Source organism: Citrobacter sp. Cpo100 (genome assembly GCF_030332595.1).
Taxonomy (GTDB): Bacteria; Pseudomonadota; Gammaproteobacteria; order Enterobacterales; family Enterobacteriaceae; genus Citrobacter; species Citrobacter portucalensis.
In genome coordinates this window covers 205,255-218,503 of record NZ_JAOWHM010000037.1, presented here as the reverse complement: position 1 = coordinate 218,503, position 13,249 = coordinate 205,255, and the positions used below count along the sequence as shown (strand labels likewise).

Sequence of the window (13,249 nt, the reverse complement as noted above, 5' to 3'; positions counted from 1 at the left end):
AATCCACGGCCCTTCTCAGGGCCGTTTTCTTTTACCGCTCACTGCTCCGGATAAACCTGTTGACCATCGACAAACGTTAATAACGACTCCGTTTGGTGCAATTTGTCTGCCGGAATAGCCATAATATCCTGATTAAGCACCGCAAAATCGGCGAGCTTACCTGCCTGCAAACTTCCCCTCTGCTGTTCTGCAAAAGCTATCCAGGCGGCATTTCGGGTATACATTTTTAACGCATCTTCCCGACTTAACTGGCGGGTGTCATGGCGTACTGAGCCGTCGAGTGCTTTACCTGTGACATGATACTCAATGGCATGCCACACTCCCGTAACGCCAATCCGCGTCGCATCTGTACCGCCGGCAACGATTACCCCCTGCTCTAACGCGGGTTGAACTGGTGATGAGAGTGCCGCCACCGTTTTACCATTTGCGCGTCCAATGGCGGGAGATTCAAAATATGGCCCCATCTGGACAGAATAGGCCAAGCCGAGTTTCTTCATGCGGGTAATTGTTTCTGGCGTACCGGTATTGAGATGCGCAATAGACCAGCGTAACGGAGCAATGTCATACGATTTAGCCACCTCGCTAATGAGATCTAAAATCGCATCCGCACTGTCATCGGTATAGGCATGTATTTCTACGGCGACCCCTTCCTGGGCGGCAAGCTGGAGCACCTTAAATTGTTCTTGTTGGGATTGTGCAGAAGACTTAAATCCAGATGACATCCGTACGCCGTCATTCATTGCCATCACCAGGCTTTCACCGAAGCCCAGAAAGGCTATTCTGCCGTCATCGTGTATTGCCGGGCGAAATGCCAGACGTTGTTTAAACCATTCCGTTTCATTACCAGGCGGTGCGGATAAACGATATCCAACACGTATCCTGAGAGGTTGCTGCTGCTGAAGTTTAAAGAAATCACGATAAGCTTGCTCATGCCCGGCAGAAGGATCGATAAACCCGACCACGCCGCGTTTATTTAAATAACGAACAAAGGCGTTAAGGTTCTTTTCAACATCGGAAGTCTGGCTAATCTGGGCGAAAAGCTGGTTAAAACTGCCAATGGTCCCGCGCAATTTCCCCGTTGCCAGCCCTTTGTCATCGCGTTCTATCACGATCCCTGCCGGAACATCCGGCTGTGGACTATTAAGTTTTAGGGTCTCGATAGCCTTTTGATTTAACAGGGCATAGTCATAAAGGCTTTGTATATACGCAGGATGCTGAGGCACCGCCTGATTCAGTTCCTGAACCGTCGGATCCCGTTTTTCAGCAAATTGTTCAGGTATCCATGAGCCAGCCACCGCCACCCATTGCGCAGTATTTTTCTGTGCCGCAGATTGCGACAATTTATTTAACGCATCGGATAAATTTTTAGTATCAAACCAGTAGGTTTCAAATAAAAACGTCCTCCCACCCCGAATGCCATGCAGATGCGCATCAATTAATCCCGGAATAACGGTTTGCCCCGTAAGATTGATTTCCTTCGTGTTCGGTCCGGACCATTTTTTCACCGTTTCATTATTACCCACCGCAATAATATGCCGCCCTTTTACCGCCAGCGCCTGCGCGTTGGGTTGTTGTTCATCCATGGTAATCAGCTTGCCGTTATACAAAATAACATCGGCCTTGTCCTGAGAATGCGCCAGAAATGAAGTTCCGATCAGAATTGCGGCCAACGTTGCTTTGCGAATAGCCGGAGGGGGAGTATTAAAGCGAAGTCCCAGTTTACCCATCATATTTATCTACCTTTTCACGTGATGAAAATCAGGAAAGCTGATGCCGCACCGCTACGCTGGCGATTCGCGCGCTGGCTAGCAGACGTTCGAACGAATGCCCGCAACGCGCTTTTCCCGACAGGCCAAGCATTGTGGTACTGACGTAATCAGTCAGGCTGTCAGCCTCTTTAGGATGCCGCTGTGCGATAAAGTCGTGAATTTTATGTTCGGCAGCCGAGTAGAAATTCCGCGCGACCTTCCGCGCTTGCGGATCGTTACTGTGCGTGCCCTCCAGGACCAAACATCCCGGCGTATGCGGATCTGCGGCATAACGTCGCGCCGCCTCTTCAAGCAGATCGGTAAGACATGCAGAAACGGGTTTGTCGGGGCGCAAAATATCATCAAACGGAATCGCCTCAGTTTGTACGTAGCGGTCAAGAACACGTTCATAAAGACCGATTTTGTTCCCAAAAGCAGCATAGAAACTGGGGGGCTTGATCGACAACGCCGCGGTGACATCCGCCACGCTAACCGCGTCATAGCCATGTGCGTGAAACAAGGGTTGTACTTTGGCAACGGCCATTTCTGGATCAAAATTACGTGGGCGTCCAGGTGCTCGAGTGCATTTTGTAGTGTTCATTACAAATCCATTGACAGAAAACTGTGCACCTATTATATATCGATCACTACATAATTGTTCAAGGAGTACCTCATGTCTTCTTTTAATGGCAAGTCAGTTCTGGTTCTTGGCGGCAGTCGTGGGATTGGAGCGGCTATCGTGCGCCGTTTTGCCGCGGATGGCGCATCGGTTACCTTTACCTATTCAGGCTCCCCTGACGCTGCCAAAGCGCTTGCTGATGAGACGGGTACCCAGACAGCGCAAACCGATAGCGCCGATCGTAACGCCGTCATCAACCGGGTACGCGAAAGCGGCCCGCTGGACGTGCTGGTAGTTAATGCAGGCATTATTCTGTTTGGTGATGCGCTGGAGCAGGATCCGGATGACGTGGAGCGCCTGTTCCGGATTAACATTCACTCCCCATACTATGCGGCCGTGGAAGCGGCACGACAGATGCCTGACGGCGGACGCATTATCATTATTGGTTCTGTGAATGGCGACCGTATGCCTCTTGCTGGCCTGGCCTCTTATGCGGTGAGCAAATCAGCGCTGCAAGGGCTGGCCCGGGGGCTGGCACGTGATTTTGGACCGCGGGGCATTACGGTAAACGTGGTTCAACCAGGCCCTATTGATACCGATGCCAACCCGGAAGATGGCCCACTGAAAGAGCTGATGCACAGTTTTATGGCGCTAAAACGACATGGCCGTCCAGAGGAAGTTGCGGGAATGGTTGCCTGGCTTGCAGGCCCTGAGGCTGGATTTGTGACGGGGGCAATGCATACAATTGATGGTGCGTTTGGCGCCTGACGCCCACCCTTAACACTTTTCTCAAACAGCAGTCCGAAGAGATATCTCTCCGGACTGCAACACTTTCTTAGTTCTCAGTATCCAGCTCGTCGAAGCTTTTAACCAGGTCATCAATCGCTTTAATCTGGGTCAGGAACTGTTCCAGTTTCGCCAGCGGCAGCGCGGATGGACCGTCGCATTTCGCATTGGCTGGATCCGGATGCGCTTCAATAAACAGACCGGCCAGACCTACTGCCATACCTGCGCGCGCCAGTTCGGTAACCTGCGCACGACGACCGCCGCTTGCTGCGCCAAACGGGTCACGGCATTGCAGCGCATGGGTAACGTCAAAAATCACCGGCGAGTTGCCAGAAACTTTCTTCATCACGCTGAAGCCCAGCATATCCACAACCAGATTGTCATAACCAAAGTTCGCGCCACGGTCGCAAAGAATTACTTTGTCGTTGCCGCCTTCATGGAATTTGTCCACGATATTGCCCATCTGGCCCGGGCTTACGAACTGCGGTTTTTTCACGTTGATAACGGCACCGGTTTTCGCCATCGCTTCCACCAGATCGGTCTGACGAGCGAGGAAGGCCGGCAGCTGAATCACATCCACCACGTCAGCAACAGGCTGAGCCTGGCTGGCTTCGTGAACGTCGGTGATCACTTTTACGCCAAAAGTCTGCTTCAGTTCCTGGAAGATTTTCATCCCTTCTTCAAGGCCCGGTCCACGGTAAGAGTGGATGGAAGAACGGTTGGCTTTATCAAAGGAGGCTTTGAACACGTAAGGGATACCCAGCTTTTGAGTAACGGTTACGTAGTGCTCACAAATGCGCATCGCCAGATCGCGGGATTCCAGCACGTTCATTCCGCCAAACAGCACGAACGGCAGGTCATTTGCCACGTTGATGTCGCCAATGCTAACCACTTTTTGTTTCATAGGATCGCCTTAAACGGTAGGTAAAGTGTCATTAATCAATGCAATACAATTTGCTTGTGCGAAATAGTATTAATCTGCGCACGAATCATTTCGCTGATCGGGTCTTCCGGACACTGTTCAACGAAATAACTTAAATCGGTCAGCGCAACATGTTCACACTCCAGTTGCGCGTAAATTAATCCACGATCGCGTATTTCATACGGATCTTCAGGATTAAACTGTAATAGTGCTTCGCTGGCACGCAGCGCCAGCTCCATTTGCCGCTCTTCCATCAGCGATGATTTCAGCGTGTCGAGCAGCTTACGAATTACTTCTGCATTATCCGCCTCATCCAGGTCTTCGTTAAACAGCTCCGCGACCGGGCTGATATTCCCCTTCAGCCACACTTCCAGCGTGTGCTCATTTAACGTTTCTCCATTGAACGGATTGATTAGCCACATTTCGCCATCGAGCGATTCAATACGCAGGATGAGTTGTGTCGGGAAAATCACCGGCACCAGCGGCAGCTCCAGTCGGTTGGCAATCCACAATAAGATCGCACCCAGGGATACGGCGCTGCCCTGACGATTTTTCAGTACCTGATCAAGCCATAGTGCATCAGAAAGACGATAGACGCCGTGGGTATCCGTAAACCCCCATTCGCCGTAAAAAAGTGCCAGCAGTTTTTCCAGTTGCTCATCCTGAGACAGGAGCTGGCTAATTTCTTCTTGCGCCAGACTGACCAGACGTTCCAGTTCGTCATAGACAGTTTGTGTTGGAAAATCCAGACGGATAGACTCCGACGCCAGGATCATCCCATCACACAATGGCGCTTTATTAAATTCGAAATCAGCTAACGACCTCATGCTTACCCCAGTAACGGTATTTTTGTGGTGGCGAGTTTAATGATGATGTACAGCACCACCAGCGCCAGCGGAAAAGCGATTAATCGCGCCTGCTGACTGCGCGCCCGACGATAATCGAGCGCAATAAAACCCAAAACGATGTAAATGATAACCCCAAACAGCTTTTCAGTCAGCCATGTCCCGTGCTCAGTGAATGGCAGGATGTGCGCTTTAACCATTAACGCTACGCCGCTGAGTAATAAAACGGTATCGACAACCGGCGGCACGATGCGCGTCCAGCGCGCGCAGGCAAGGCGCGAGTCGGTGTAACGCCACCAAAATCGCAGGATCAGCAAACCAACCGAAAGCGCAATGCTGATGAGATGGACGTTGAGTAACACACCGAAGGTACTCATGATGGGATGCGTCCAAGCGTAATTCGCTCGTTGCCGCCATAGTCACGACAGGTTTCAACTGCCACGTAACCCGCACGAGTAAAGGCATCACGGACGGCCTCGCCCTGCTGCCAACCATGTTCCAGCAACAGATAGCCGCCGGGGGTTAACATGCGCTGAGACTGGTCGATGATATGCACGATATCCGCCAGCCCCTGAGCGCCCGCCACCAGCGCCGACAGCGGTTCAAAGCGAACGTCGCCTTGCGCCAGGTGCGGATCCTGTTCGTCGATATACGGCGGATTGCTGACAATCATGTCAAACTGCTGTCCCTGCAATGCGCTGAACCAGTTACTTTGCAGCACGCAAACATTGTCGATGCCCAGTTGCTGCTTGTTGCGAATGGCCAGTGCCACGGCATCGGGCATGCGGTCTACGGCAGTCACTGCACAATCCGGACGCTCGGTTGCCAGCGCCAACGCAATGGCACCCGTGCCGGTTCCCAAATCAAGAATACGACACGCTGAGGCCGGCAGGCGAGCCAGCGCCTGCTCCACCAGACACTCGGTATCCGGACGCGGAATAAGCGTAGCTGGAGACACAAATAGCGGCAGCGACCAGAACTCACGCACGCCGGTTAAGTGTGCCACCGGCTCTCCCCGCTGACGCCGCTCCAGTAGCGTATCAAGCTGTTGACGCTGCGCCTCGGTTAACTCCGTTTCGCCGAAAGCCAGAATAAAGGTGCGCCCTTTGCCAGTAACGAACTCGAGTAAAATCTCGGCGTCACGGCGCGGGCTTTCGCTTGCCTGTAATTGGCTTATCGCTTCACGCAGCCAGTGCTGATAATCCATTAATCCTGCTCGGACAATGCCGCCAGTTGATCGGCCTGGTATTCCTGGACAATCGGCTCAATGAGCATATCCAGTTTGCCTTCCATCGCTTCATCCAGACGGTAGAGCGTCAGGTTAATGCGGTGATCGGTCACACGCCCCTGCGGGAAGTTATAGGTACGGTTACGATCGCTGCGATCGCCACTGCCCAACAGGTTGCGGCGTTCAGAGGCTTCCGCCTGTTGACGTCTTGCCACTTCTGCGGCACGAATTCGCGCCCCCAGCACCGACATCGCTTTGGCTTTGTTTTTATGCTGTGAACGTTCGTCCTGGCATTCCACTACGATACCGGTCGGTAAGTGGGTAATACGGATTGCGGAGTCGGTGGTGTTAACGTGCTGACCGCCCGCGCCTGATGAACGGAAGGTGTCAATACGCAGATCGGCCGGGTTGATGTCCGGCAGTTCGGCATCCGGCAGTTCCGGCATAACCGCGACCGTACAGGCAGAGGTATGAATACGCCCCTGCGATTCCGTCGCAGGTACGCGCTGCACGCGATGGCCGCCAGACTCAAACTTCAGTCGCCCGTAAACGCCTTCGCCGCTAATCTTGGCAATGACTTCTTTAAACCCGCCATGCTCGCCTTCGCTGGCGCTCATGATCTCAACCCGCCAGCGACGCGATTCAGCGTAACGGCTGTACATGCGGAACAGATCGCCGGCAAACAGCGCCGCTTCATCACCACCAGTTCCCGCGCGCACTTCGAGGAAGGCGTTACGTTCGTCATCGGGATCTTTAGGTAATAGCAGGACCTGCAGATGCTGTTCCATCTGCTCACATTTCTCTTTTGCTTCGCGCAGTTCATCCTGCGCCATTTCACGCATTTCAGGATCGTCGAGCATCATCTGAGCCGTCTCGATATCTTCCTGAACCTGTTGCCAGTCCGTAAAACAGCGAGATACATCGCTTAATTGCGCATATTCGCGCGACAGCGCACGAAAGCGATCCTGGTCTGCGATAGTACCCGCATCACCGAGCAGCGCCTGAACTTCTTCATGGCGTTCATGCAGGGCTTCCAGTTTGGCAACGATAGAAGGCTTCATAGGCGTAAATGCACCCTGTAAAAAATAAGATTGGTGTGCTGCTACTCCAGCCCGAGGCTGTCGCGCAGAATATTCAGGCGTTCACTATCCCCGTCACGGGCGGCCTGTTGAAGTGATTTGGTTGGTGCATGAATCAGGCGATTGGTCAGTTTCCAGGCCAGATCCTGCATAATGGCTTGCGCATCACCGCCCTGTTGAAGAGCGGCCAACGCTTTGGCGGTCAGTTCATCACGGATCTGTTCTGACTGACTGCGATACTCGCGGATAGTGTCGCTTGCGCCCTGGGCGCGTAGCCAGGCCATAAACTCGCTGGCTTCCTGCTCCACTATCGTTTCGGCTTCCACCGCCGCCGCTTTGCGCTGGGCCAGGTTATGCGAAATGATGCTTTGCAGGTCATCAACGCTGTACAGATAGGCGTTAGACAATTTACCCACTTCCGGCTCGACATCGCGCGGTACGGCGATATCCACCAGCAACATAGGCTGATTGCGGCGGTTTTTAAGCGCACGTTCCACCATTCCTTTGCCGATAATCGGCAGCGGACTGGCGGTAGAACTGATAATGATATCGGCATCCTGTAAACGCGCGTCTATATCACTCAGTGAAATCACCTCGGCGCCGACTTCATCCGCCAGCACCTGCGCACGCTCGCGAGTGCGGTTGGCGATGATCATCTTCTTCACTTTGTGCTCGCGCAGATGTCGCGCAACCAGCTCAATGGTTTCGCCCGCACCGACTAACAGCACGGTTACCGTGGAGAGCGATTCAAATATCTGCCGCGCCAGGGTACAGGCGGCAAACGCCACCGACACGGCGCTGGCGCCGATGTCAGTTTCTGTACGTACACGTTTTGCGACAGAGAATGATTTCTGGAACATGCGTTCCAGCGCACTGGCGTTCAGGTGACCTTTTTGCGAATCCGCAAACGCTTTTTTCACCTGCCCCAGAATTTGCGGTTCACCGAGCACCAGTGAATCCAGACCGCTGGCAACACGCATCAAATGACTGACCGCGTCGTTGTCCTGGTGCCAGTACAAGCTGTTGCGCAGATCTTCTTCATTGAGGTTATGGTATTCACACAGCCAGCGAACCAGCGCTTCTTGCAGGTTATCCTGCTCTTCAACGCTGAGATACAGCTCCGTGCGGTTACACGTCGACAGCACTACCCCGCCCTGCACCATTGGCTGCGCGAGCAGGCTGTCCAGCGCCTGATCGAGCGTATCCGGCGAAAACGTTACGCGTTCTCGCAGCGATACAGGTGCCGTTTTATGGTTAATACCAAGCGCTAAAAGGGTCATGTGTGCGGGAATAGTACCAGCGTTGATAAGGTTAGACTGGGTGCATCATACAGGATGCGTGCGGTCAATAAAAGAGACTGACCCCTTTTGGAGTAATAGCTTAGTGCACAAATTTAAGCGATTTAAGATAACTTGAACGTAGACGATGTCTGATGGCGGCGCTAGCATTAAGAGTTATAACTGCAACGTATCTCAAGGATTTGTCATCATTATGACCCTGCCTGATTTTCGCCTGATTCGCCTGCTGCCGCTGGCGGCCCTGGTTCTTACTGCCTGTACGCTCAACGCGCCTAAAGGTCCCGGTAAAAGCCCCGATTCTCCGCAGTGGCGCCAGCACCAACAGGAAGTTCGCGCCCTGAACCAGTATCAGACGCGTGGTGCGTTTGCCTATATTTCCGATCAACAGAAAGTGTATGCCCGCTTTTTCTGGCAGCAAACCGGTCAGGACCGCTATCGTCTCCTGCTGACCAACCCACTGGGCAGCACTGAACTGGAACTTAATGCGCAGCCTGGCAACGTCGAACTGGTCGATAACAAAGGCAAACATTACACCGCCGACGACGCTGAAGAGATGATCGGCAAACTGACCGGCATGCCTATCCCATTAAACAGCCTGCGCCAGTGGATCCTTGGACTGCCAGGTGACGCCACCGATTATAAGCTCGACGACCAATATCGTCTGAGTGAAGTGAACTACAGCAAAGACGGTAAAAACTGGAAAGTGGTCTATAGCGCCTACGACAGCAAAACCCAGCCAGCGATGCCAGCAAACATGGAGCTGTCCGACGGCTCCCAGCGTATTAAGCTGAAAATGGATAACTGGATTGTGAAATGATGACCCATTGGCCCTCTCCGGCAAAACTGAATTTGTTTTTATACATCACCGGACAGCGTGCGGACGGTTACCACACGCTGCAGACCTTATTTCAGTTTCTTGATTATGGCGACACGATAGATATTGCACCGCGTAGCGACGGCGAAATTCACCTGTTAACCCCAGTGGAAGGCGTTGCGCATGAAGACAATCTGATCGTCCGTGCGGCACGTTTGCTGATGAAAGCGGCATCTGAAAGCAATCGCCTTCCCAAAGGGAGCGGTGCGGACATCAGTATCGACAAACGCCTGCCGATGGGCGGCGGTCTTGGCGGAGGTTCGTCTAATGCGGCAACCGTTCTGGTGGCGCTGAACCATCTCTGGCAGTGCGGACTTTCAGTTGATGAACTGGCGGCACTCGGCTTAACGCTGGGGGCGGATGTTCCCGTATTCGTGCGCGGCCATGCGGCTTTTGCCGAAGGCGTAGGCGAAATTCTGACGCCGGTCGAGCCTGAGGAAAAGTGGTATCTGGTTGCTCATCCGGGAGTCAGTATTCCGACACCGGTGATTTTTAACGATCCCGACCTCCCGCGCAACACGCCAAAAAGGTCAATAAAAACGTTACTAAAATGTGAATTCGGCAATGATTGCGAGGTTATCGCAAGAAAACGTTTTCGCGAGGTTGATGCGGCGCTTTCCTGGCTGTTAGAATACGCGCCGTCGCGCCTGACTGGTACAGGGGCTTGTGTCTTTGCTGAATTTGACACTGAGTCTCGTGCTCGCCAGGTGCTTGAGCAAGCCCCGGAATGGCTCAAAGGCTTTGTGGCGAAAGGCGTCAACCTCTCCCCATTGCACAGAGCGTTACTCTAAATCCTTCGGATTTCAGGAAGATGGCGAAATGACGAATCGCCAGGTGCATACAACTTCAGTATGTAACTGGTGTGAGGAATTGATGCCAGCGCAAATGAAACGCGAAAGATAAAGAGTAAGCCGGGCAAGCTGAGTTGCGGTGACAACGTCACCCTGTTCCAGACGTTGCATCGCGCTCTTTAATACACCGCATGGAGAGGATACTGCCTGGCCCGCACAGTTTTCGGCAGATTCTTTCCACCAATGGACGCATGCCTGAGGTTCTTCTCGTGCCTGATATGAAGCTTTTTGCTGGTAACGCCACCCCGGAACTAGCACAACGTATTGCCAACCGCCTGTACACTTCACTCGGCGACGCCGCTGTAGGTCGCTTTAGCGACGGCGAAGTCAGCGTACAAATTAATGAAAATGTACGCGGTGGTGATATTTTCATCATCCAGTCCACTTGTGCCCCTACTAACGACAACCTGATGGAATTGGTCGTTATGGTTGATGCGCTGCGCCGTGCTTCCGCAGGCCGTATCACCGCCGTTATTCCTTACTTCGGCTATGCACGTCAGGATCGTCGCGTACGTTCCGCTCGTGTACCGATTACCGCTAAAGTCGTCGCTGATTTCCTGTCCAGCGTTGGCGTTGACCGCGTCCTCACCGTTGACCTGCATGCTGAACAGATCCAGGGCTTCTTTGACGTACCGGTTGATAACGTATTCGGTAGCCCGATCCTGTTAGAAGACATGCTGCAGCTGAACCTGGACAACCCGATTGTGGTTTCTCCGGATATCGGTGGCGTCGTGCGTGCCCGCGCTATCGCTAAACTGCTGAACGATACCGACATGGCTATCATCGACAAACGTCGCCCGCGTGCGAACGTTTCTCAGGTGATGCACATTATTGGTGACGTTGCAGGTCGTGACTGTGTTCTGGTTGATGACATGATCGATACCGGCGGTACGCTGTGCAAAGCAGCAGAAGCACTGAAAGAACGTGGTGCTAAACGTGTATTTGCTTACGCCACTCACCCGATCTTCTCAGGTAATGCGGCAAACAACCTGCGCAACTCAGTGATTGATGAAGTCGTTGTCTGTGACACTATCCCACTGACTGACGAAATCAAAGCGCTGCCAAACGTGCGTACATTGACCCTGTCGGGTATGCTGGCCGAAGCGATTCGTCGTATCAGCAACGAAGAATCCATCTCTGCTATGTTCGAGCATTAATCGAGCCCGGCTCAAAAACCCGCTGCGGCGGGTTTTTTTATCTGCAATACTTATTTGTATGACTTATGCCTCCTTCACCTGCCATTTAGTTGACAGATGATGCGCTCATGGATGAAACATTATTGTGAACAGATTATTTTCCTCACATGTGATGCCTTTCCGCGCCCTCATCGACGCTTGTTGGAAAGAAAAATATACTGCCTCTCGCTTTACCCGTGACCTGATCGCCGGGATAACCGTTGGGATCATCGCCATTCCGCTGGCAATGGCCCTGGCAATAGGCAGTGGCGTTGCGCCGCAGTACGGCCTGTATACCTCAGCCGTCGCTGGGATTGTTATCGCCCTTACCGGGGGATCGCGCTTTAGCGTATCTGGCCCAACCGCCGCCTTCGTGGTGATTCTGTATCCGGTGTCGCAACAGTTTGGGCTGGCAGGCCTGCTGGTTGCCACGCTCATGTCCGGGATATTCCTGATCCTTTTCGGCCTCGCTCGTTTTGGCCGCCTGATCGAATATATCCCCGTGTCGGTAACGTTAGGTTTTACATCGGGTATTGGTATCACCATCGGTACCATGCAGATTAAAGATTTTCTTGGCCTGCAGATGGCCCATGTCCCGGAGCACTATCTGCAGAAGGTTGGCGCGCTGTTTATGGCCTTGCCGACCATCAATTTCGGCGATGCCGCCATTGGCGTAGTGACGCTGGGGATCCTGATTTTCTGGCCGCGCCTGGGGATCCGACTGCCGGGTCACCTTCCCGCACTGCTGGCAGGCTGTGCGGTAATGGGTATCGTGAACCTGACCGGCGGCCATGTCGCCACCATTGGTTCTCAGTTCCACTACATTCTGGCTGACGGCTCACAGGGTAATGGTATCCCGCAGTTGCTGCCGCAGCTGGTCCTGCCGTGGAATATGCCGGAATCAAACTTTACCCTAAGCTGGAGCTCGTTACAGGCGCTGTTACCGGCAGCCTTCTCGATGGCGATGCTGGGGGCAATTGAATCTCTGCTGTGCGCCGTCGTACTCGATGGGATGACCGGCACCAAGCATAAAGCTAACAGCGAGTTGATTGGCCAGGGGCTGGGTAACATCGTGGCACCATTCTTTGGCGGTATCACCGCCACAGCGGCAATTGCCCGCTCTGCGGCAAACGTCCGCGCCGGGGCGACCTCGCCAATCTCTGCGGTTATCCACGCGATTCTGGTGATCCTTGCCCTGCTGGTACTTGCACCGCTGCTTTCCTGGTTACCGCTTTCCGCCATGGCCGCCCTGCTGCTGATGGTGGCATGGAACATGAGTGAAGCGCATAAAGTGGTGGATTTGCTGCGTCATGCGCCGAAAGACGACATCATTGTCATGCTGATGTGTATGTCGCTGACGGTACTGTTCGACATGGTTATTGCCATCAGCGTCGGTATCGTTCTCGCCTCTCTGCTGTTTATGCGTCGTATTGCGCGCATGACTCGCCTGGCGCCGGTCAACGTAGACGTACCGGACGATGTGCTGGTGCTGCGCGTTATTGGTCCGCTGTTCTTTGCCGCGGCGGAAGGATTATTTACCGATCTTGAGTCGCGTATTGAAGGTAAACGCATCGTAGTCTTGAAGTGGGACGCGGTCCCGGTACTGGATGCCGGTGGTCTGGACGCTTTCCAGCGCTTTGTAAAACGTCTGCCGGAAGGTTGTGAATTACGCATCAGTAATCTGGAATTCCAGCCGCTACGCACCATGGCGCGCGCGGGTATTCAGCCGATTGCCGGGCGCCTGACGTTCTTCCCGAATAAAGATGCTGCGCTAGCAGATATCCGCTAACGTGTAGCCCGGCCAGGCTAAACGCCGCCGGATTG

At 53.4% G+C, this 13,249-nt stretch carries 13 protein-coding genes; 5 read left to right on the top strand and 8 right to left on the bottom strand.

What is annotated here, in order from left to right:
• Positions 1-38: 38 nt before the first annotated feature.
• Positions 39-1,730 carry an amidohydrolase gene (locus OGX96_RS16600; protein WP_286583659.1) on the bottom strand — a complete coding sequence of 564 codons (1,692 nt, stop codon included), beginning with the start codon at positions 1,728-1,730 and terminating at the stop codon, positions 39-41.
• A 28-nt stretch (positions 1,731-1,758) separates the two neighbouring features.
• Positions 1,759-2,349, bottom strand: a complete 591-nt coding sequence (locus tag OGX96_RS16595) for a TetR/AcrR family transcriptional regulator (RefSeq protein WP_071446254.1) — start codon at positions 2,347-2,349, stop codon at positions 1,759-1,761.
• 72 nt (positions 2,350-2,421) lie between these two features.
• On the opposite strand from OGX96_RS16595, the gene bdcA reads away from it, so the two are divergent.
• Positions 2,422-3,135, top strand: coding sequence for an SDR family oxidoreductase (bdcA, locus tag OGX96_RS16590; protein WP_286583657.1), 714 nt, complete (start codon positions 2,422-2,424; stop codon positions 3,133-3,135).
• A 67-nt stretch (positions 3,136-3,202) separates the two neighbouring features.
• On the opposite strand, the gene kdsA is transcribed toward bdcA, so the two are convergent.
• From kdsA to hemA, 6 genes are read right to left on the bottom strand one after another with little or no spacing between them, the layout of a single operon-like run.
• A complete protein-coding gene (gene kdsA / locus OGX96_RS16585; RefSeq protein ID WP_003020772.1) occupies positions 3,203-4,057 on the bottom strand; it encodes a 3-deoxy-8-phosphooctulonate synthase in 855 nt (284 codons plus the stop codon).
• A gap of 35 nt (positions 4,058-4,092) precedes the next feature.
• Positions 4,093-4,902 (bottom strand): invasion regulator SirB1, encoded by an 810-nt coding sequence (gene sirB1 / locus OGX96_RS16580; RefSeq protein WP_003020775.1) that lies wholly within the window; start codon positions 4,900-4,902, stop codon positions 4,093-4,095.
• A gap of 2 nt (positions 4,903-4,904) precedes the next feature.
• Positions 4,905-5,297, bottom strand: a complete 393-nt coding sequence (gene sirB2, locus OGX96_RS16575) for an invasion regulator SirB2 (protein WP_071446252.1) — start codon at positions 5,295-5,297, stop codon at positions 4,905-4,907.
• Positions 5,294-6,127: a peptide chain release factor N(5)-glutamine methyltransferase gene (gene prmC / locus OGX96_RS16570; protein ID WP_071446250.1), complete on the bottom strand. Its 834-nt coding sequence runs from the start codon at positions 6,125-6,127 to the stop codon at positions 5,294-5,296. Before prmC ends, sirB2 begins: the two co-directional genes overlap by 4 nt.
• Entirely contained in the window at positions 6,127-7,209 is a 1,083-nt protein-coding gene (gene prfA / locus OGX96_RS16565) for a peptide chain release factor 1 (RefSeq protein WP_286583655.1), read from the bottom strand. Before prfA ends, prmC begins: the two co-directional genes overlap by 1 nt.
• 41 nt (positions 7,210-7,250) lie before the next feature.
• A complete protein-coding gene (hemA, locus tag OGX96_RS16560; protein ID WP_003833420.1) occupies positions 7,251-8,507 on the bottom strand; it encodes a glutamyl-tRNA reductase in 1,257 nt (418 codons plus the stop codon).
• Positions 8,508-8,718: 211 nt separating this feature from the next.
• Between hemA and lolB the strand changes: the two genes are divergently transcribed.
• From lolB to dauA, 4 genes are all read left to right on the top strand, one after another.
• Positions 8,719-9,342: a lipoprotein insertase outer membrane protein LolB gene (gene lolB, locus OGX96_RS16555; protein ID WP_003833422.1), complete on the top strand. Its 624-nt coding sequence runs from the start codon at positions 8,719-8,721 to the stop codon at positions 9,340-9,342.
• Entirely contained in the window at positions 9,339-10,190 is an 852-nt protein-coding gene (gene ispE / locus OGX96_RS16550) for a 4-(cytidine 5'-diphospho)-2-C-methyl-D-erythritol kinase (protein WP_032943712.1), read from the top strand. The genes lolB and ispE overlap by 4 nt, the downstream gene beginning before the upstream one ends.
• 269 nt (positions 10,191-10,459) lie before the next feature.
• Positions 10,460-11,407, top strand: a complete 948-nt coding sequence (gene prs / locus OGX96_RS16545; protein WP_001518537.1) for a ribose-phosphate diphosphokinase — start codon at positions 10,460-10,462, stop codon at positions 11,405-11,407.
• 124 nt (positions 11,408-11,531) lie between these two features.
• Positions 11,532-13,214 carry a C4-dicarboxylic acid transporter DauA gene (dauA, locus tag OGX96_RS16540; RefSeq protein ID WP_071692414.1) on the top strand — a complete coding sequence of 561 codons (1,683 nt, stop codon included), beginning with the start codon at positions 11,532-11,534 and terminating at the stop codon, positions 13,212-13,214.
• The last annotated feature ends 35 nt before the right edge of the window (positions 13,215-13,249 follow it).